Annotated in this window: 15 protein-coding genes; 5 read left to right on the top strand and 10 right to left on the bottom strand. The window is 65.3% G+C overall.

The features are described 5' to 3' along the window. Position 1: 1 nt before the first annotated feature. The 5 genes from G503_RS0100305 to G503_RS0100285 all read right to left on the bottom strand — a co-directional run bounded on the left by G503_RS0100305 (position 2) and on the right by G503_RS0100285 (position 2,832). Entirely contained in the window at positions 2-499 is a 498-nt protein-coding gene (locus G503_RS0100305; protein ID WP_028026011.1) for a hypothetical protein, read from the bottom strand. Between the two features lie 187 nt (positions 500-686). Further along, the gene (locus G503_RS0100300) at positions 687-875 is read right to left on the bottom strand and encodes a 4Fe-4S binding protein (protein WP_028026010.1); all 189 of its coding nucleotides are present in this window, start codon (positions 873-875) and stop codon (positions 687-689) included. A gap of 242 nt (positions 876-1,117) precedes the next feature. Next, positions 1,118-2,143: a hydrogenase expression/formation protein HypE gene (gene hypE, locus G503_RS0100295; protein ID WP_028026009.1), complete on the bottom strand. Its 1,026-nt coding sequence runs from the start codon at positions 2,141-2,143 to the stop codon at positions 1,118-1,120. After that, a complete protein-coding gene (gene nikR / locus G503_RS0100290; RefSeq protein ID WP_028026008.1) occupies positions 2,143-2,565 on the bottom strand; it encodes a nickel-responsive transcriptional regulator NikR in 423 nt (140 codons plus the stop codon). Before nikR ends, hypE begins: the two co-directional genes overlap by 1 nt. 12 nt (positions 2,566-2,577) lie before the next feature. Then, positions 2,578-2,832, bottom strand: a complete 255-nt coding sequence (locus tag G503_RS0100285) for a hypothetical protein (protein ID WP_028026007.1) — start codon at positions 2,830-2,832, stop codon at positions 2,578-2,580. Between the two features lie 121 nt (positions 2,833-2,953). On the opposite strand from G503_RS0100285, the gene G503_RS0100280 reads away from it, so the two are divergent. Both G503_RS0100280 and G503_RS0100270 read left to right on the top strand, forming a co-directional pair. Then, the gene (locus G503_RS0100280; protein WP_028026006.1) at positions 2,954-3,385 is read left to right on the top strand and encodes a hypothetical protein; all 432 of its coding nucleotides are present in this window, start codon (positions 2,954-2,956) and stop codon (positions 3,383-3,385) included. A gap of 428 nt (positions 3,386-3,813) precedes the next feature. Then, positions 3,814-9,000, top strand: coding sequence for a DUF11 domain-containing protein (locus G503_RS0100270; RefSeq protein WP_156891832.1), 5,187 nt, complete (start codon positions 3,814-3,816; stop codon positions 8,998-9,000). 271 nt (positions 9,001-9,271) lie between these two features. Here the strand turns inward: G503_RS0100270 and G503_RS0100265 are convergent, their stop codons facing one another. Further along, positions 9,272-10,684: a phosphohexomutase domain-containing protein gene (locus tag G503_RS0100265; protein WP_028026004.1), complete on the bottom strand. Its 1,413-nt coding sequence runs from the start codon at positions 10,682-10,684 to the stop codon at positions 9,272-9,274. Between the two features lie 486 nt (positions 10,685-11,170). On the opposite strand from G503_RS0100265, the gene galE reads away from it, so the two are divergent. Then, positions 11,171-12,388 (top strand): UDP-glucose 4-epimerase GalE, encoded by a 1,218-nt coding sequence (galE, locus tag G503_RS0100260; protein ID WP_028026003.1) that lies wholly within the window; start codon positions 11,171-11,173, stop codon positions 12,386-12,388. A 209-nt stretch (positions 12,389-12,597) separates the two neighbouring features. Here galE and G503_RS0100255 read toward each other — a convergent pair whose 3' ends face one another. Continuing rightward, on the bottom strand, positions 12,598-14,307 hold the full coding sequence (locus tag G503_RS0100255) for an ATP-binding protein (RefSeq protein WP_028026002.1): 1,710 nt from the start codon (positions 14,305-14,307) through the stop codon (positions 12,598-12,600). Between the two features lie 310 nt (positions 14,308-14,617). On the opposite strand from G503_RS0100255, the gene G503_RS0100250 reads away from it, so the two are divergent. Beyond that, on the top strand, positions 14,618-15,547 hold the full coding sequence (locus tag G503_RS0100250) for an SDR family NAD(P)-dependent oxidoreductase (protein ID WP_051190776.1): 930 nt from the start codon (positions 14,618-14,620) through the stop codon (positions 15,545-15,547). Here G503_RS0100250 and G503_RS12845 read toward each other — a convergent pair. Further along, a complete protein-coding gene (locus tag G503_RS12845; protein ID WP_051190775.1) occupies positions 15,542-17,089 on the bottom strand; it encodes a response regulator transcription factor in 1,548 nt (515 codons plus the stop codon). The genes G503_RS0100250 and G503_RS12845 overlap by 6 nt on opposite strands. A gap of 233 nt (positions 17,090-17,322) precedes the next feature. On the opposite strand from G503_RS12845, the gene G503_RS0100240 reads away from it, so the two are divergent. Continuing rightward, the gene (locus tag G503_RS0100240) at positions 17,323-18,882 is read left to right on the top strand and encodes an FAD-dependent oxidoreductase (RefSeq protein WP_035021205.1); all 1,560 of its coding nucleotides are present in this window, start codon (positions 17,323-17,325) and stop codon (positions 18,880-18,882) included. 68 nt (positions 18,883-18,950) lie between these two features. On the opposite strand, the gene G503_RS0100235 is transcribed toward G503_RS0100240, so the two are convergent. Continuing rightward, a complete protein-coding gene (locus tag G503_RS0100235; RefSeq protein WP_235715452.1) occupies positions 18,951-19,391 on the bottom strand; it encodes a VanZ family protein in 441 nt (146 codons plus the stop codon). A gap of 2 nt (positions 19,392-19,393) precedes the next feature. Then, positions 19,394-20,083: an HAD family hydrolase gene (locus G503_RS12840; RefSeq protein WP_035021203.1), complete on the bottom strand. Its 690-nt coding sequence runs from the start codon at positions 20,081-20,083 to the stop codon at positions 19,394-19,396. Positions 20,084-20,203: the final 120 nt, after the last annotated feature.

Here is a 20,203-nt window from a genome sequence, read left to right as displayed (position 1 = left end):
GTTAGACGTTCTCGCCCATGAGAATGGCCAGCTCCCGCCGGCTTTCAAAAGTCTGGGGACGATCGGGGTGGGCCACCTCGACCAACTCTCCCTCCCAAATGGCTCCGTTATCGCCGAACTTCGACGTTCGCACGATCCGCTGGAATCTCACGCGGGAATTCGAAGGGAGTTCTGCCAGGTCGAAGCTGTAATTCAAGGCCCCCAGCAAAGTTTGCAGGGTGTCGACCACCGATGTGCCGGGCTCCAACCGTATCACGCCCGTCTCGCAGTTGTACACCAAGCCCGGTGCCAGAAACATGGTGCGGATGCGCTCGCGACGCTTCTTCTCGGCCAAATGGATGGCTACGCAGGCCCCGGCGATTACCAGCCACCATGCCAGGGTAATGACCAGATCTACAGGATTGTCGACGACGTTGAACTGCAGGGCCTGCCACATCCACAGGAAGAGGACAGAAGCAGCCACGAGAATGGCGATGATTATCCAATTGCTCTTCTGCATCCCGTTTTCCTCATCTTGGCCGACCGGCGACCATGGCGCGACTATCCTGTTACCAATTCGAGAACTATAGCACAAACAACGGCGGCCACGCCCCATCTGCGGTCATAAAAAGACCCGCTGGCACTTCAGCGGGTCTGAGAGATTCCTGATGGCAGGCCCCGCGCGGGCCGGCTCAAGAACGGTAAGGTTAGTCCTCGACGATCTCGGGGATAGCGCCCATGGGGCACTCCTCGACGCAGTCGCCGCAGGCGATGCAAGCGTCCTCGTTGACCGCCTCAACAACGCCGTTGACGACCTCGAGCACTTCCTGGGGGCACGCGTCAACGCAGATGCCGCAGCCGATGCACTCGTCAGCTTCAATAACCGGATGAGACATGGGAAGCTCCTTTTGTTCTCAGTGAATGATTCCTCGTCTGGGGGGCGGGGGCGGGACCCCTCAACCACATTGCGCAAGATACCATGAAAGCCGTGAAGCGCAAGCAGGAATCAAGAACTTTTCAGGGGGCGGCTTGCAAGCGCAAGAAGCACCGTCTCTTTGCCCGGTAAACGGTGTTGCGCAACCGCCCAAAAACCGTCGCACAGCCGCCGGCAAGCCGCCCCGCTCACGCGGTCGTTACCTTAGCAAATGCGGGGCAGCTGCTCGCCGACCAGCATGTCCAGGATGCGAGTGCTGCCGAAGGCGGTGCGCAGGAACACCTTGGGGCCGCGCGTCGCATCGGCTTCGGCCACGGTGCCGATGATGGCCGCATCGCGCCCGTAGGGGCTCGCCTGCATGGCCGCCAGGGCCGCCTCGGCCTCGTCGGGAGCCACCACGCAGACCATCTTGCCCTCGTTGGCCACCTGCAGCACGTCGTAACCGAGCATCTCGCAAGCGCCCAGCACCGCATCGCGCACGGGAACGGCCTGCTCGTCCACGGTGATGTCGGTGTTCGACTGAGCCGCCAGCTCGTTGAGCGTGGAGGCCAAACCGCCCCGAGTGGGGTCGCGGAAGCAGCGCGTATGGGGCGCGGCCGCCAGCACGTCGGCGATCAGGTGGTTCAGCGGTGCGGCGTCGCTTTCGATATCCGCCGAGAAGTTCAGGCCCTCGCGGCAGCTCATGATGGTGATGCCGTGGTCACCCAGCGTGCCGCTTACAAGCACCGCATCCCCGGGGCGAATCTGAGCGCCGCCCAAGTCCACGCCCGCCGGCACCGCCCCGATGCCGCTCGTATTGATGTAGATGCCGTCACCGTGGCCGCGATTCACCACTTTGGTGTCGCCGGTCACCATGCGCACGCCGGCTTCCTTCGCGCATTCCGCCATGGAAGCGCAGATGCGACGCAGATCGTCCATGGGAAAGCCCTCTTCCAGAATGAAGGCGCAGGACAGGTACAGCGGCCGCGCGCCGGAGGTGGCCACATCGTTCACCGTGCCGCACACGGCCAGACGGCCGATGTCGCCGCCCGGGAAGAAGTGCGGCGTCACCACGAAGCTGTCGGTGGAGTAGGCCACGCGCTCGTCCGGGCGCAGCGCCGGCAGCACCGCCGCGTCATCGCCGCGAAGCAGCTCGTCGGAACCGTAGGCCTCGAAGAACACCTCGTCGATGATGCGCTTCATCATCGAGCCGCCCGACCCGTGGCCGAGCATTACCTTGTCGTCCGCCATTACAAATGCCTTCCTGTCGTGGTCAGCACCAGCTTCCCGTTCTTCACACCCTTGGTGCCCAAAATGAGGTTGGCCACCGTCTGCACAAGCCCGGTCTCGCCGCGCATCACGATCACCTCCAGGCACATGTGCTGGTCAACGTGCACGTGCATCGTGGAAATGATGTTGTCGAAATAGTCGTGCTGAATGGTGTGCAGCTTTTCCTGCAAGTCGTTGGAATGGTGGTTGTACACGATGGTCAGCGTGCCCATGACCACGGTGCCCGGCGTGGAGCACTCCTCTTCCACCAGCGCGTCGCGCACCAGGTCTCGCACGACTTCACTGCGATTCTTCGCCAGGCCGCGGCGGGCCACCAGCTGATCGAACTCCATCAGCAGGCCCTCGGGCATGGCCACCGAGAAACGAACCAGATCGTTGCTCATGGCGCGGCGCCCTTACACCAGCGAAACCGTGAAGCCCGTCGCGTCGGCGGCGTCGTCCTCCATGGCGTCCTTGGCCTCATCCAGAGCGGCGCGCACCTCATCCAGCAGGTGCTGGGCCGCGTGCAGCTTCTCGCCCACCGTGGCAAAGCCCGCGTCGGCGGCGGTGTGGGCCAGGTTGTGAACGTGACGGCGCTCCAGCTTGATGTGGTCGTCGACCTGATCGATCATCATCTCCAGCTGGGCGGTGTTAACTCCGTTGGTGCACATGGCGCCTCCTTCGCGTGGCCGTCGCGTTACCGCGACTTTGCTACTATATAGGTTGAGCTCTTTTTATCCCGAAAGCCATGGCGGCGCAAGATTGGGTGTGATTTTTTCCGTGAAAAGTAACATGTTTGAGGTGACGGGCGAATCGGTGCTCACCCTGTACGGCGCCAACGTCACGGGCACGCCATTGTCGACCCTCCTGGTGGTGAGCGAGACCCCGGTGGGCGAGACGGCCCTGGAAGCCTTGGAGAAATCCGCCGCGTCCCTGGACTTCGGCAGTGCCCCCGTGGCCTTCCTCGTTGCGGAAGGCCCCGACGGGAAGCTCGGCGCCGAGGATGTGCGCACCATCGTTGAAGGCCTGGACCCCGTGGCGCTTGTCGCCACCGATGCCTTCGCCGCCGAGCTGCTATCGGCCGCCTACCGCGCCCCGCTCACCTTGGATGCCCCCAACCGCCTCCTCGGCCGCACTGCCCTCATCTTCGAAGACTTCGAAGCCCTGATGGAAACCCCCGAAACCAAACAGAAAGCCTGGGCCCTGCTGAAGCAACTGCGGTAGGAAGGCGGCCTCGCAGGGACGCCCCCACAAGGGCACCCCTCGCAGGTGCGATCGTAGGGGCGGCCTTTAGACCGCCCGCGACATCTTGCGGCCCCTCGCTGGGCCCGACGGCGGGGTGGATGGTTGCACGGCGGGGGCGAAAGGGGTATATTCGGGCTGATTTCGCGCCGTCAAGGCGCCCGAGAGAAGGAGATTCCCATGAGAGAGAAGCGCTCACGGTCGCTTCTGCGCCTCGGATTGGCGGCGATGCTCGCCTGCGGCATGACGCCCGCGGTCGCCGTGGCCGAGCCGGAGGCCCAGATCACAGAGACCCCCCCCCCATCGCGTTTTCTGAGACCCTAGCGAAAGCCGCCGCGGCCGGCGACTCGGCCGACCCGAGCGGACCTCTCGATTCCCCTCCCTTTTCTCTCCCTGCCAGCGGCCTGGGCGTGCCCAGCAGCGCCAACCCCGTTCCCGCCGACAGGGGCTCCAACTCAACCGATCCCGCGGGAGTAGCCCTCGAAGGCAGCGGCTCCGTCTCCAGCGATGCCCCAGGGACAACTCCCGGAGACAGCAACGCTGGCCCCGACGATCCCACCGGGGCAGCTCCGGGCAGCAGCTCCACCGGCCCCAGCAATCCCGCAGGGGCAACTTCCGGCGAAGGCGCCGCCGGTTCCCCCGACTCTCCATCCAGCACCCCCACCGATCCCGTGGCCCTCTCCGTGGCCGAGGCCGCCCTTCCCCTGACCGCGGCCGCTGCCCTCGCCGCCGGCGACGCCCGTGCGGCCGACGACGCTCGTGCGGCCGCGCAGCCCACCGCCGAGGGTCTCGTTGCCCTGAACGCGCCCAACGCCAGCCCCGCGAGCTCCCATACGCCCGACGCCGACGGCTGGGTCACCTGCGGCACCCTGCGCGTGAAGGGCGGCACCTACGGCACCGACTTCATCTACTACCCCGATGTGTTCCAATATCCCAAAGAAGATGGAACGGTGGTCAACTACGGGTTCGTAGGTTATGGTGGGGTCAAGAAATCGGATCTTATCCTAGTACTTTCAGGGAAGCCTCTCTCATTCAAGAATGCCGAGGGCACCAATATCACAGACGGGCGCGCCCCAGACGCCGCCATGACAAGTATCTCTATTGCGCCAGGCAACCACGCTGATCTCATTCTCGCCGGAGTGAACATCAATACGACACCCAACGGCAACGGCAGCTCCAGCATACCCATCAATGTCATGACAAATGTCTACGACGCCGCCTCCGGTACCTGGGCAAAATCGAGCGAAGAGGTGAGGAATCGAACCTCTTTGCACCTCACCCTTGCCGATGGTACCGCCAACTACTTGGCCGTGAACGAGATCAACATGCCCGCCATCCGCTGCGGCGAAGGAAGCGACCTCATCATAGACGACGCAGAGCGCAACGTGGATACAGCTGGCAACCCCGTTGTACCCATCGGAGCCGTCATCAATCGCGACACGACACTTGCCAGCGGGAAAGCATTAAAAGCCGGCGACCCACACACTGCCTTGGACAGTGCGAACCCTGGGAGCCTGGAGGTGTGGGGCGGTCAGCAGTCGGCAGCCATCGGAGGCGCCAACGAAGAAGATGGCGGCACCATGACCTTCGACGGGGGAGCCATCACTTCCCATGCATGGACGGGAAGCCACTGGGTTGAAACTGGCGCCGCCATAGGAGGGGGCGCCTGGGGCCGGGGAACCGACGGCACCCTTACCTTCAATTCTGGAACGATAAACGCAATTGGCAACTACCACACGAGTGGCATCGGATCCGGCAGTGGCGCCAAACACGACTTCAGATACGACTACGCCATAGCGCCCGATCACATCCCCTGCGACTCCCGCCAATCGGGCAATATCATCTATGATGGAAGCTGGTACTACGGGACGGATAATGTACGTGCCGGCAACATCACCATTAACGGCGGCTTCATCAAGTCGACGGGCTACCAGCATTCCTCCGGTTTCGGCAACAGCTGCGGATCGACCCCGAACACCGGCGGCGTCATCCGCATCACCGGCGGCACTCTCTACCCCACCGTCACGAGCACCGAGGGCTTCCCCGACTTCAACGCCGAGGGTGGACATGTGGTCATCACGGGCGGCTCGGTGTACACCAACGGCTCGTTCAAGGGCATCGGCGACACGGCCTGGGGCAACGACGCGGCCCTGGCCCCGGGCTACGACCCCTCCGACCCCGACGACCCCAACAAGGTGTTCATGGTGACCATCGACCTTTCCGCCGACATGGCCGCGGCCGGCGAGGCGGGCGACAACCTCATCGAGAGCTGGAGCCTGAAGGTGGGCGGCGAGGACTACCCCTACGGCGCGCCCACCCAGCTCATCGACGGCAAGCTGTACCTGTGGCTGCCCAAGTCGGCTACCCAGCAGACCGTGTCGGTGGACCTGTCCTACCGCGGCAAGGACGGCCAGGCCCACCCCTTCGACACCCTGTTCCGCAACCCGGGCCAGGAAGACCTGCTGAAGCGCTACGAGGACTTCGAGCTGCCCCAGGAGTACCTGGACAGCCTGGTGAAGCCCTACGACGGCCTGCCCTTCAAAACCTACGAGATTACGCCGGAGCATCCCCTGCGCACGCCCGAGGTGCTCTCCTACGACGAGCACGGCAACCCCAGCGAGTACCGCTGGCTCACCAACACCGACGACGTCGTCTACCGCTACCGCCCCTACGACAAGCGGGGCGGCAGCCCCATCGGCGAGGAGGTGGACGGCGCCAACGGCGGCAAGGACATGCCCACCGACGTGGGCGTGATGAAGTTCACCATGGTGTCGCGCGAGTACTCCGGCTCGTCGGACCCGGCACTCGCCGACTTCGCCAACGGCTACTGGGGCCACCGCGCCACCGGCTGGTGCGAGATCACGCCCATCCCCTCCAAGGTGTCGCTGCTGTCGGCCGAGTGGGTGGAGGAGTCCGATGCCGACAAGAGGCCCGGCGCCGTGGAGCACCCCGCCACGAGCAAGCTGAAGGTGGTGGCCGAGGTGCGCGGGGGCACCTTCCCCGACGGGACCCCCACAGCCGACACGTGCAAGGCACCCCAGGGATCGTTCCAACTCTACGTGGACGGCAAGCCCGTGGGGCCCGTCACGCCCATCCGCTACACCGCGGGCACCGACGCCGAGGGCAACCCCGTGCCGGCCAACGCCACGGTGGTGCCCAACCCGGCCGACAGCCGCGGCTCCTTCGCCCACATCGAGTTTCAGGTGACGCCTGCCGACGCCGACCTGCTGTTCCCCGAGCCCGGCAAGGACAACACCCACGTGGTGTCGATGCGCTACCTGCCGCCCGACGAGGCCCAGCAGAAGGCGGGCGCGCCGGCGAACTACCTGGCCAGCGCGAGCCCGGCCGACGACCCCGACGCCGCGCCGAAGGTGGAGGTGGCCATCAAGCCCGTCGACCCGCAGGTGGAGGTGACGGGCAAGGGCGATCCCGACTGCAAGGATCCCGACTTCCCCGCCCCCGACGTGCAGACGAAGCCGGGCGAGGCCACCGACCCCGCGAACCCCGACGGGGGCAAGACCTACCGGGGGAAGATCACGACCACCTGGGGCGAGCCGAGCGAGGCCAACCCGCACCCCGGGCGCGTGGTACTGACAGTGAAGACGGAGTCGACCGCCCCCATCTCGGTGACCGATGCGAAGGGCAACGTGTTCACCGTCGAGTTCGCCAAGGGCGAGGACGGCAAGCCGCTGCGCGGCGAGGACGGCTCCTACACCCTGGTGCTGGACCCCACGGCCGTGGGCGCGGGGCAGCTGACGATCAAGCAGGAGCCCAACGGCGCCTACACGGGAACGACCTGGATCTACGACGTCACGGTGAACCCCGACGTGACCGTGGCCCCCTCGCCCGCGCTGGCCAAGAAGGCGCAGAACCTGACCCATCCGGACGGGCCGACGCAGCCGGGCGACCGCATCCGCTACACGATCACGGCGTCGAACACGGCGACGGGGTCGCTGTGGATGCAGGGCGTGGTGACCGACCCGCTGCCGGCCTGCCTCGACCTGGACGAGAAGAGCCTGCAGCTGGACAACCCCCGCGGCGGCGTCGCCGGCCGCGCGCTCGAGAAGGCCCCGGCGGTGGGCGCGGCGGACGTGGGGAAGTTCTCGCTGTCGGCGCCGGCGGCCGACGGAAGGCCCGTGCTGACGGTGCCTGTGGGCAACGTCGCCGGCGGGGCCTCGGCCACGGTGACCTTCGAGTGCACGGTGCGCGCCGACGCGGCCGGCGAGGGGAAGCCGGCGGCCGACCTGGCCAACGTGGCCCAGGCGACGGGCACGCGGCCCGACCCGGCCGACCCAGAGAGGCCGATGCCCGACCCCGACAACCCCGGGCAGCCCCTGCCCGTGAACCCCGACCCCACCGACCCGGCCACGCCGCCCGGCCCCGGCCGCGTGGTGCCGGCCGACCCGGTTGTCGACCTGTCCAAGACCGTGGAGAACGTCACCGCGCCCGATGCGGGGACCACGCACATCGGCGATGTGCTGCGCTACACCGTGACCCTCGCGAACACCGGAGCGGCCAACAGTTGCCTCGTGGGCGCCGTGGTGTCCGACCCGCTGCCCGCGGGGCTGGAGCCCGTGGCCGGCACGCTGCGCCTGGCCGTGGACGGCGGGGCGCCCGTCGCCGTGCCCGACGCGGCCTACGACCGGGCGAGCCGCACCATCGCGGTGACCTGCGGCGATATGTGGGGTGGCTCGCGCGCCGTGCTCACCTTCGACGCCGTGGTGGGAGCCGCCGCCGTGGGAGCCGACAACGGGAACATCGCCCGCGTCCACGGGTCCGTCCCCTCGAAGGATCCCGACGCCGCGCCGACCGACCCCGAGCCCGGCAAGCCCGCGACCCCGCCGCCGGGAGAGCCCGAGGAGTCCACGCCGCCGGCCCTGCCGCCGACCGTCGTCCCCGACGACCCCGACCGCGGGGACGTGACCATCGAGAAGACCGCAGAGAACGCCTCGCGCGACGACGGCACCACCCACGTGGGCGACACGGTGCGCTACCGCGTCGAGCTGGCCAACGACGCCGTGGGCACCGGCTGGATGGACGCCGTGATCCGCGACGACGTGCCCGAGGGGCTGGAGCCCGTGGCCGGCACGCTGCGGCTGACGCTGCCCGACGGGAGCGAGGTGGCCGTGGACGATGCCGCCTACGACCCGGCCACCCGCGTGCTGGCCGTGGCCTGCGGGCACCTCTACGGCGGGCAGCGGGTCACGCTGACCTTCGACGCGCTGGTGACGGAGGCCGCCGTGGGCGCCGACATCGGCAACGTGGCCGTGGGGCTCGGGACGCCGCCGAGCGCGTGGGACCCCGACGGGGAGTCGCCCGAGCCCGGCAGCCCCTTCGACCCGCCGGAGGGATGGGACGCCTACGACCGCTCGCACGGCAAGGTGGTGTCCGAGCCCGCCTACCCGCCGGGCGTGGACAAACTCGGCGGCGTGGTGGCCGGCGACCTGTCCCGCGACAAGGAGCGCACCACCATCGCCCACAAGCTCGCCCAGACTGGCGACGCCCTGGCCGCCGCGGCCGGCCTGCCCCTGGCGCTCGCCCTGGCTGCCGGAGCCCTGGCCCTCGCAACGCGCCGCCGCCGGGCGCGGGCGCGGTAGGGCGAGAAGGCCCGGGCCGCGGGAGGGCTGAAGCCCTCCCCTACGGGGCATTTCCACCAGGCCGCCAGCTGGCCACCGCCTGAAGCCGTCCGTAGGGGCGGCCTTCAGGCCGCCCGTGACCTGGGAGGCGGTTCCGGGGCGCGGAGCACAGCAAAAGGGAGGGCGAAAGCCCTCCCCTACAAGCCTCCCCGCAAGTCCTTCTCTGCGGGCTCTTCCCTACGAGCCTTCTCTGCAAGCCCCCCCCCACGGGCCTCCATTCGATCCCGAGCTTTTACAAACTCGTGACTACCTTCTCGGCGGCATCCAGTAGCTGCTCCACCTCATCGGTAGTGGCCGCTTCGGCGTAGACGCGCACGAGGGGTTCGGTGCCGCTCGGGCGCATCATCACCCAGGCATCGCCTTCCAGCAGCAGCTTCACGCCGTCGCGGCGATCAACGTCCACGACGCGCTTGCCGCACACCTCGTCGGCCGTATAGGTGGGCACCGTTTCCGTGCGGAAGCGCTCCATCTGCTCGGGCGTGATGGACAGGCCACGGCGGGCGAACTCCAAGCGCCCGATGTCGGCCAGCATGTCGTCCACCAGCGCGCCCAGGTCCTTCCCCGCCTGCGCCATGCACTCCGTGAGCAGCAGGGCCATCAGCAGGCCGTCGCGCTCCTTCACGTGGCCGGGAAGCCCGATGCCGCCGGACTCCTCGCCGCCGATCATCACGCCGCCCTTCTCCATCTCGCCATAGATCCACTTGAATCCCACCGGCGTGCTGACCAGCTCCAGGCCCAGCTTGCGGCACATGCGATCCAGCATGGCCGAGGCCGTGATCGTGGACACCACGCGGCCCGTCTCGCCGCGATCCACCATGTGCTTGGTAAGCAGCGTGATAATGCGGTGCGGATTCACAAAGTTGCCCGCCGCGTCGCCGGCGGCAATGCGATCGGCATCGCCGTCGTTGATGAACAGCGCGTCGTAGCCCAGCTCGCCCACCTTCGCCAGGCCCTCGTCCACCCACGGCTGGATGGGCTCGGGATGCAGCCCCGCGAACGTGGGGTCGCAGGCGTTGTGGATCTCCACCACTTCCACGCCCATATCGCGCAGCAGGTCGGCCAGGTAATGGCGACCAGCGCCGAACAGCGGGTCCACCACCACGCGCAGGCCCGCACCGCGGATGGCCTCGACGTCCACCACCTCGCGCAGAGCGGCCAGGTAGTCGGTCATCAGATCCACTTCCCGGAAGGGGCCCAGCACGTCGGTGGGGTTGGCCGGCAGCACCGCTTCCACGCGATCGGTGAACTCGGCGGGACTCGCGCCGCCATCGGCCATGCGCAGTTTCACGCCTAGATACTCGGCCGGATTGTGCGAGCTCGTGAGCATGATGCCGCCCACCGCGTCATCGTTGTGAGCCACCGACCAGCACAGCGTGGGCGTGGGGCAATAATCCTCGGTCAGCAGCACGGTGAAGCCCTCGCCTGCGGCCACCTGCGCGGCCAGTTCGGCGTAGGCGTGGGCATCTTGGCGACAGTCGTGGCCGATAATGAGCGTGCCCGGCGCATCGGCGTCGCGACCCGCGGCCACGGCGTCTTCCTTGAAAATGCGCGCTGCCGCCGCGATCACGCGACTCAGGTTGTCGGCCGTGAAATCCTCGCCGATAATGGCGCGCCAGCCGTCGGTTCCGAAATGAATATCAGCCATGAGCAATGCCTCCTGAGAGAACAGCGGGAACCGAAGCGCGCCACCGCGCCCCACCCGCACAAACTTTCGCAGCACTGTTGATTATAGATGATATGCGCGCGCCGCAGCGTACCGTTTCCCCGGGAGCACCCCCGGTGCCCGCGCAAGCGGGCGTCGCCAGGCCCATTCGCCTCGGCACCCGACAGGGGGCAGCCGTCCGACTCCTGCATGGCATGGGAGCCCACCCCGGGGGCGCCTGAATTGGGCGGAAAAGCACGGTTCTCGTAGTCGGCGGTGGGCGGTGATGGCGATGCGAATTCGCTGAACTGGGGAAATACAAGTCCGGATTCACTTACTTGCGCCTACAAGCCGCGAAAAACTACGAGAACCGTGCTTTTCCGCCCAATTCAGGCAGTCGTGCCTTGCAGTGCTGCTACTATGGACGCAGTACAACGCGCGGCTGCAAGCGAAAGACAGCCGCCCCTGATTTCGAGAAAGAAGGCCCCTATGGCGAATGCGCTGCTTGCGAAGGATCCCGCGGACACCTGCGTGCTGGTGACGGGAGGCGCCGGGTTCATCGGTAGCCACACCGTGGTGGAGCTGCTGAAGCGCGGCTACGCGGTGGTCATCGTGGACGACCTGAGCAATTCCAGCCGCGAGGCCGTGCGCCGCGTGGGCGAGATCGCCGGCGTGGCCCCCGTCTTCGCCGACCTGGCCGCTGAGGAGGTGGCCGAGGCCGCGGCAGCCGTGGCCGATGCGGAAGTGCGCGTTGCCACCGCAGGCCCGTCGCTCACCTTCTACGAAGCGAACATCTTGGACCGCGCGGCCTTGGAAACTATCTTCACCGCCCACGCCGTGGACGTGATCATCCACTTCGCCGGCTTCAAAGCCGTGGGCGAATCGGTGGCCAAGCCGCTGGAATACTACTGGAACAACATCGCGGGCACCCTGGTGCTGTGCGAGGTGGCCCGCGAGCACGGGTGCAAGAACATCGTGTTCTCGTCGAGCGCCACGGTGTACGGCGACCCCGAGTTCGTGCCCATCACGGAAAGCTGCCCGAAGCACAACGCCACCAACCCCTACGGCCAGACCAAGTCGATGCTCGAGCAGATTCTGTCCGACCTGTACGTGGGCGACAACGAGTGGAACGTTGTGCTGCTGCGCTACTTCAACCCCATCGGCGCGCACGTTAGCGGTCGCATCGGCGAGGATCCGAAGGGCATTCCGAACAACCTGCTGCCCTACGTGGCCCAGGTGGCCGTGGGCAAGCTGGAATCGGTGGGCGTGTTCGGCGACGACTATCCCACCCCTGACGGCACCGGCGTGCGCGACTACATCCACGTGGTCGACCTGGCCCGGGGCCATGTGGCGGCCCTGGACTGGATGGCCGGACGCGTGGGCACCGGCGAGCCGATGGGCCTGGGCTCGGTAGCGGGCGAACCTGCCGCCGACGGGTCGCGCCGCGGCGTGGGCATCTTCAACCTGGGCACGGGGAAGGGCTCTTCGGTACTTGACGTCATCCACGCCTTCGAGGCGGCCTGCGGCCACGAGCTGTCCTACCGCATCCTGCCGCGCCGCGCCGGCGACATCGCGGAATGCTACGCCGACGCCGCCAAGGCCCGCGCCGAGCTGGGCTGGACAGCCGAGTACGACATGGCTCGCATGTGCGCCGACGGCTGGCGCTGGCAGTCGAACAACCCCAACGGCTACGGGGATGTGGAATAGCTGCAAACCGTTCGATTACGGGGGCGCCCATGCGCCCCTTTCCTTTGCGGAAACGCCGAACCGCGCCCTCTTCCCTCTCCTTTTGGCTCTCTCAGTTTTCCGACTACTCTCTAAAACTACTCTCTAAAACTACTCTCTAAAAAGCTCTCTAATTTAGAGAGTAGTTTTAGAGAGCTCAAGAGCATCACGAAAGAGCCAAGAGGCTTGCTCTATCCTTTTCGATACTTTCTATCTGGGCTATGGGCCGCAGCCGTTGCTTGCACAGCGCCCTCTGCCACCAATCGCGTCATCTGGGCGCGCAAGGTAGACAGCTTTCGTCCGCTTAGTTCTGCGATGTCCTTCATGCTCAACGGCTCTCCCGCTTTGTCGAGCGCACTCAAGATATCGTCCCGCGCCGATTTGCGCGCTCTCTTTTCCGCAGCTTTTCCCTTTTCAACAAGACAGTAGCGGTCTTTCGAGAGCCGTTTCATCATGCCCTCTTTTTCAAGCCTCTTCAGATGAGCGCGAATGTCGTCAGAATCATGGCCTAAAAATCCGTGCAGCTCTCTGACCGAAACAGCCTCACGGCGCTGTGCTTCTAACAATATCGCCTCATCTACTTTGCTGGCGGGCTGCTTCGACAAGCTCTCCAACCATGTTCGATTTGCCGCGATCTCCGCACCGCCGCGCTGCAGAACGACACGGAAGTAATCGAGCCCTGCCTCAAAACGCGGCTCATCCAAGGCTCGAGATCTCATCTCTCTGATCATAAGGCGAATTCCCGAGCCCTGACCTTCGGCCGCCGCACCTTCGCTGGGGTACTCGATCCTTGAAACGAGCTTCATCAGCGTATCGTTGCGACAGCGAGACTGGCCGTCACCGAGCGTCTCGAGCGTTTTGCCGCCCCACAATCCACCGGGGTTCGTTATCTCTACCCGATCGAGGAACACATCGACCGATACCGACTGCCCGGTAAAGTAAGGACCGTACTCGCGATGCACCACCGCATTCGCCACAGCCTCGCGCAGCACATCGCGAGGAATCTCCAGCCCATCACGACGGCCCGCCCCCTCAACAAAGGAGTAGGTACGTAGGTTCTTCGCAATAGCCTGCACGGCTTCCTCGATCATCTCGCCTAAAGAGCCTTCGCATATTACGCGGTCGAGAAAGCGCGGCCCATCAGGCTCCGACTTTTCCAAACCAGGGTGAGCTGCCACATCTATCACAAGTTTGGGGAAAAACTGCTGGGGGTAGCTCCCCAAACTGAGGAGACCCCCCATGCGCACGCGGCCATCGGGGGTGAGAATGTTAAGTCGAGCCAGCTGAGCGGCTTTGGTCTTCACCCCTCGCAATGCACGGGAATTCCGCTCCTTCTCCTTCGCGATCAACCGTTTAACCAGGTTGTCGTCTAAATCATCCACGGTAGCTTCGTCAACGACTCCTCGATCAGCAGGCGATGGAACAAGCTCGTTCTGCAATTCAAAAATCTCCGTTGACGAGAGCTTTATATCTTTGTCGTCAAGTCGTCGAAACGACCCGTTCGCCATCCCCCGATCCCTCAGATAGCAGGGCTTCGAGCGAAGGGGCACTTCTTCGACCTCAATAACGAGAACTTGCGCGCCTTCGAAATCGATGCGACTCAGAGTATAGCGGGGAGGGTTGACTATTACCTCCTTCATGCGCGAACCATCGCCGAGACCTGAAACGAACTGGTCGCGCACCTTCTCAAGCTTGAAATTCTCAACAGGCCTGAAGCCATCGTTCTCCGCCAGCCCAAGAATAACAACGCCGCCGCGCGTATTCCCAAACGCGCACACCGACTCCCACACGTCTTTCGACAAGGAATTCTGGCAGGCTTTCACCTCTACGAGCGCATCATCGCTGCCTTGCCGACGCAAGCGCGCGACAATTTTCTCAAGCTCTTCCGCTGTAATCGCCATGCTGCCTCACCAACCAACCGCCATTGCCAGATTTACCGCCAGGATTTGCCCCGTAAGAATGAAGGCCATTATAACGCAGCTCTCTAAAACTACTCTCTCAGTTTTCCGACTACTCTCTAAAACTGCTCTCTAAAAAGCTCTCTAATTTAGAGAGTAGTTTTAGAGAGTTCATTGGAGAGTTAGAGAGTGCACTGAGAGAGCTGTCAGAAAACCTAGAGAGCGACATCATTGCAACAATTAGCTACTTCCCGGACGAAGACGTCCTTCTTGCTGATAGGTTAAACTCACGGAACGCAACGGAAGGGGCTCTATGAGCAATTCAGCGACAGCGAACGCCGCCACGATTCAGGCACAGGATGACGCCACCATGGCCGACAATGCGCGGACTGCGCAACCTCTGCCGGCCATCGATGCCGGCGCTTACGTCGATATGCGCCCCCATGCCGACGCCCCTATTACCCCCGACGCTCCCAAGCGGGTGGCCCTCATCACCGGAGCCTCGTCGGGCCTGGGGCGCGAGTTCGCGCGCCAGCTGGACAGCCTGCAGGTGGCCGACGAGCTGTGGCTGATCGCCCGCAACGAGGAATCCCTGGCCGCCGTGGCCGCCTCGTTGGACACGCCGTGCCGCATCATGGCAGCCAACCTGGCCCATCCCGAGGGCGTCGCCTCGGTGCGCGCCCAACTGGCCGCCGAACAGCCCCGCGTCACCTTCCTCGTGAACGCAGCCGGTTTCGGCAAGTTTGGCGACTGGCAGACCATCTCCGAAGGTGCCGTGAACGCCATGATCGATTTGAACTGCCGCGCCCTGGTGGATATGACCCACAGCGCGCTGCCTTTCATGGGGCGCGGCAGTCGCATCATCCAGGTGGCCTCGGCCGCCGCCTTCGTTCCCCTGCCCCATATGAATGTATACGCCGCCAGCAAGGCCTTCGTGCTGCGCTACACCCGCGCCTTGCGCTGGGAGCTGCACGGCACGGGCATCACCGCCACGGCCCTGTGCCCCACCTGGGTGAAAACCGGTTTCGAAAAGGTGGCCCGCGCCTCGGGCGGCGACCAGGATGTGGGCCACCTGCTCGGCGAGCAAGACGCCGCCACCGTGGTGCGCCGCACCCTGGGCGCCAACCGCGCGCACCTGGCCGTCGCCTGCGCCAGCCCCCAATCGGCGGCCCTGCGCCTCGTGGGGAAAGTGGTGCCCAGCTGCATCACCATGGCCGCCTGGAACGGCCTGCGTCGCTTATAGCCCGTGGCGGCGCATCGCCTGCTGGCGGTATTCCTCAGCCACTATCTCATCCATGCGATCGAGCAGCTCCTGGCGCGAGTGCACATCGAGCTTCGCATAAGCACGACGCAAGTGCGTCTTCACCGTGTGCTCGGAAATGAGATACCAGTCGGCTATATAGCGCGCCGTGCGCCCCGTGGCGAAATCGCGCAGAATATCGCTCTCCCGCGCGGACAGGCCGCCTTCGGCCATAAGCCGCTCCAGCGCCCGCTCTTGGGCCGAGACGTCCAGAAGGCCCGCGTCGGTACCTGCTGCCATGGCGCTTCCCAGCGCGGCGGCATCACCCGACACGCCGCCTTCTGACTCCTGCCCAGCCACCGCCGCCAGCCCCGTACCGCCCCGCTCGCCTTCCGCCACATCGTAGGCGCGGCGACCAAGTTTGGCCACATAGCTACGCTGGGCAATAAACACCCCCGACACCGTTATGACCAGCGCCCACATCATCGCCACGATGATGGCCGTCTCATCCAGCGGCATCACGCTGCTCGCCACGAGGGCGCTGAAGCGACCGCAGGCCACCGAGATGCGCGCGACCGCCAGGGCGAGGCCCAACAGAAAGAACGCCGGCAAGGTGCGCTCGAAAGCCTCGCTGACGAACATGAGCCACAGAAACACGTAGAACGAAATCAGCGTCGCCGTCATAAGACCGCCCGAGAACGCCACGTCCCCCACCCCGAAGAAGCGCAGGGCCAGCACCGTGGCAATACAGATGGCGGCCACGGGCGAAATGTAATCCATGTTCACCTTACGCACCCGAAACAGAGAAAGCAGCAGCACCATGACCACTGCCACCCCCAAGCACATCCATGCCGTGAGAACGGTCTGGGAATACAACGCACCCGCCAAAAGAGCGTCCGATTCCACGACGAAGCCGCACACGAACGAGAACGCAAAGGTGGCCACGATGGCGCGGCGCGTACGGGAGAAGGCTTCTTGCAGCGTCGTCTTCGGAATAGAGGGCTCATGCATAGCCGCGGCCACGGCATCGGACTTCCGCAGGCACAGCCACAGCAGGAACACCGAGAGCAGATACACGGGCACGAACACCAAAGGCGCAGTTCCCAGATCGCCCAGCAGCGGCTGGATGGCCACATCCACCGCGTAGCCCAAGGCGATCATCAGCAGCGCGATGCGCGGGCGGTAGCAGGTGAACACGTACATCCAGCACAAGATGTTCGTGGCCCAGCTAATGCCGGCGCAGGTCTGTTTCACCAGCATCCACAGCATCGATACGGGGCCAACCACGGCAAGCAGCACATAGGCAACGGTTGCCGACACGCCCACGACGAACAGCGTATCGGGCCGCTCGATTTTCGCGAAGTAGGACAGCAGCGCCACGGTAAGGAAGGTAAGGCCGTCGACGAGCAGCCCGTAAAGGGCGAACTCGTCCTGACTATAGGGGCCCGATCCTCCGTCGAGCAACCGCGCGCCCTGAAGCAGACCGAAGCCCACCACCGCCACGGCGGCGATCACGCGCAGTTTGTGTTCCCGCAGCTGTTCCATCCCCGATCCCCCTCAGAGGCTTTCGCTTCCAAGTGATTATAACGAAGGCAGCGAGGAGGACGAGGGAAGAAGCCGCAGTTAAAACCCGTCAATCCTCGCTTGTCATCCCTTTCGAGGGACAAGGGAATCGATTCGTGCGACAAAGCTTCATCACCTCTTTTCCATGATGTCGATGCCCCCGAGCGGTCCCGTTAAACGGGGGATGAGAGCATCACCTACAAGAGGGAGGAACCATGACCCCAACCCATCTGAGCCGCAGAGCCTTCTGCATCGGCGCATCCATACTAGGCGCCTCCATCGCCCTGGGCGGTTGCGCGAGCAAGACCGACACCGCCGAAACGGACAACGCCGGCGAGACAGCCGTCGGCCCTGACGCCGACCTGATTATCATCGGAGCCGGCCTGTCGGGCATGGCCTGCGCGCGCTCCGCTGCCGAGAACGGCGCGTCGGTCATCCTCATCGACAAGGCGCCCTTCGCCGGTTCCACGTTTCAGACCTCCATGGGCAACGTCTCCATTCTGCAGATCGCCGATAACGAGGAGTTCTGGCAGTTCCAGGATGGCCCCGAGGACACCATGGACGACTTCATCGCCCGCTACACCAAGGCCACGGAAACCGGCAAGGTGGACGCGCCCTACCCCGATTACGACCGTGTGAAGGCGCTCATGGCCGCAAGCTGCGAGACCATCGCCTGGATGGAAGAGCTCGGGGTAGATTTCCAGCAGTCCTTCACCAAAGAAATGGTGGGCACCGACACAGTGAAGCCCGACGCGAGCAACCTTAGCGACACGCTGCCCGGCGCCTTTGTGGTCGAACAGATGGTGCACGCCCTCGACAACCTCGGCGTTGACCTGCGCCTGTCCACCGAAGCGCTGGAATTGATCACCGAGGGCGACGCCGTGGTGGGCGTGCGCGTCGATGACGGCGCGGAAAGCGAGCTGCGTGCTCCGGTGGTCGTGCTGGCCACGGGCGGCTTCGGCGCGAGCGAGGCCTACTGCGACGAGCTGGTGCCCACCATCAACAAGATCGGCTTCCAGTACCAGGGCAACGCCATGAACACTGGCGACGGCATGACCATGGCGAAGGCCGTGGACGCCGCCCTATATGAGGACTGCTGGGTGATCCCCAACGTTATCGTGCCCGCCCGCGCCCTGACCGCAGTGGATCCCGACTTCGAGCTGCTGTGCGATCAGTCGATTCACGGAAAGGCCCTGGAGGGCGGCGCCACCGCCACCAAGCTGATCGTGGATGCGGCGGGCGAGCGGTTCATCAACGAGGCGCTGCCGCCCATCGCCCTGGCCACCACCATGGCCGATCGCGACGCTGCCCCCTACTTCGCGCTGTTCGATAGCTCCGACGGCGAGGTCGTCGCCGTTCTGGAGAAGGGCGTGGGAACCGACGGCCTGCTCAAGGCCGACACCATCGAGGCCCTGGCCGAAACGGCTCAGCTGCCAGCTCTGCCCGAGACGTTCGCCGCCTACCAAGCAGTCGCCGAGTCGGGCGCAGACGAGGCCTTCGGCAAGACCGCCGAAAAGTTGACGGCTTACGCAAGCGGCCCCTATTACCTGGTCAGCTACGTGCCTTCCTATGTGGCCACCATGGGCGGCGTGAAGACCAACGCCGACTGCCAGGCCGTCCGGGCCGACGAGAGCGCCATCACGGGCCTGTACGTGGTGGGCGAGTGCACGCACCGATTCATGTACAACCGCAGCTTCGTGCGCCATTGCTCGAATTCCAGCGCCCTTACCATGGGACGCTTGACCGGCAAGGCCCTCGCCGAGCTGAGCGCTTAGCCCTCCCTCAAGCCGGCCCTGCCCGAGCGCGGGGCCGGCTGTCGCGCGGGGGACTGCGAGCTGCTTCCCTACCTGCCCCGTACCACCAGGGCAGATGCGCCCACTCCCAGGGCGGCACCCAGGGTATCGGTCAGCCAATCGGCCGGATCGCACAGGCGCCCGGGCACGAACAGCTGGTGGAACTCGTCGCTGGCGCCGTACAGGCTGGCCAGCCCGATGGCCGCCGCGACCAGCAGCGCCCATCGGGCATCGGGGCGGGTTTGCCACAGCGCCACGAACAGCAGCGCGCCAAGCACCACATATTCGCTGAAGTGCGCCGCCACCGACACCACATCGGTATCCGGGCCGAACACGGGCGCGGCCAGGGCCGACAGCCAGCGCTTGATCTGGGCCACCAGGCCCGAACCGTCATCCAAGTCGCTGCCCGTATGGGCGGACATGAGAAAGATGAACGCCGCCCACAGCGCCACGGCGCCCCAGGCAGCGACGAGCTTCGCGCGCCTCGTCACGGCTATTGCGCCTCGGGGGCCAAGGCCGTGATCTGCGCCGGATGATCCACCAGCAGATCGGGCTCCCAGCCTTCGGCAGCGAAGTCACCAGGCTCGTGATAGCCCCAGGTCACGCCAATGGCATAGCAGCCGGCGTTGCGCGCCACGTGGATATCGCCCGGCGAGTCGCCCACGTAGGCCGTGCGCGCCGGCGTGCTCCCCAGCTCTTCAATAGTCGCCAGCAGCCCGGTGGGGTCGGGCTTGCGCGGGAAGTTCTGCGGGCCGCCTTCCCCGTGAACCGCATCGGCCATCCCGTCCAGACACTTCTTCACGATGAACTGCACGCCGCCGTCGAACTTGTTGGACAGAATGCCCAGCTTGCACTCCGCGACCCGCAGGTCGGCCAACATCGACTCCACCCCCTCGTAGGGATGGGTCAGGTCGTTGGGATAGTCGCCGTACAGCGACGTCCAACGCCGGCGCACCTGTTCGGCCTCTTCGTCGGACGTGCCCGCGGGCACTGCCTGGCGAATGAGCGCCATAGCGCCGTTGCCCACGTAAGAGTTAATCTCCTCCCGCGTACGCGGCGGCATGCCCGACGCCGCCAGGACGTCGTTCGTGAGCACCACCAGGTCATCGAGGGTATCGAGCAGCGTGCCATCCAAATCGAAGATGAACGTGTCGAAGGGAGGCTGCGATGTCGTTTCAGCCATAGAACGGCTCCTTGCTTTCAGTAGCGCGAATCTTTCCCCTTTAGGTAACCACGTCTCGCTGCCGCGCGCCACCGAAGATGCCAAAACGTCAGCGGGGCTTCACAATTGGGCGCGGACCAC

It is taken from the genome of Adlercreutzia mucosicola DSM 19490 (assembly GCF_000422625.1).
Classification (GTDB): domain Bacteria; phylum Actinomycetota; class Coriobacteriia; order Coriobacteriales; family Eggerthellaceae; genus Adlercreutzia; species Adlercreutzia mucosicola.
This window is presented reverse-complemented; position numbering and strand designations above follow the sequence as displayed.

Coding starts and splice junctions, on each gene's coding strand:
- G503_RS0100305 (WP_028026011.1), bottom strand. CDS start 499: ATGCAGAAGAGCAATTGGATAATCATCGCCATTCTCGTGGCTGCTTCT.
- G503_RS0100300 (WP_028026010.1), bottom strand. CDS start 875: ATGTCTCATCCGGTTATTGAAGCTGACGAGTGCATCGGCTGCGGCATC.
- hypE (WP_028026009.1), bottom strand. CDS start 2,143: ATGGCGGACGACAAGGTAATGCTCGGCCACGGGTCGGGCGGCTCGATG.
- nikR (WP_028026008.1), bottom strand. CDS start 2,565: ATGAGCAACGATCTGGTTCGTTTCTCGGTGGCCATGCCCGAGGGCCTG.
- G503_RS0100285 (WP_028026007.1), bottom strand. CDS start 2,832: ATGTGCACCAACGGAGTTAACACCGCCCAGCTGGAGATGATGATCGAT.
- G503_RS0100280 (WP_028026006.1), top strand. CDS start 2,954: ATGTTTGAGGTGACGGGCGAATCGGTGCTCACCCTGTACGGCGCCAAC.
- G503_RS0100265 (WP_028026004.1), bottom strand. CDS start 10,684: ATGGCTGATATTCATTTCGGAACCGACGGCTGGCGCGCCATTATCGGC.
- galE (WP_028026003.1), top strand. CDS start 11,171: ATGGCGAATGCGCTGCTTGCGAAGGATCCCGCGGACACCTGCGTGCTG.
- G503_RS0100255 (WP_028026002.1), bottom strand. CDS start 14,307: ATGGCGATTACAGCGGAAGAGCTTGAGAAAATTGTCGCGCGCTTGCGT.
- G503_RS0100250 (WP_051190776.1), top strand. CDS start 14,618: ATGAGCAATTCAGCGACAGCGAACGCCGCCACGATTCAGGCACAGGAT.
- G503_RS12845 (WP_051190775.1), bottom strand. CDS start 17,089: ATGGAACAGCTGCGGGAACACAAACTGCGCGTGATCGCCGCCGTGGCG.
- G503_RS0100240 (WP_035021205.1), top strand. CDS start 17,323: ATGACCCCAACCCATCTGAGCCGCAGAGCCTTCTGCATCGGCGCATCC.
- G503_RS12840 (WP_035021203.1), bottom strand. CDS start 20,083: ATGGCTGAAACGACATCGCAGCCTCCCTTCGACACGTTCATCTTCGAT.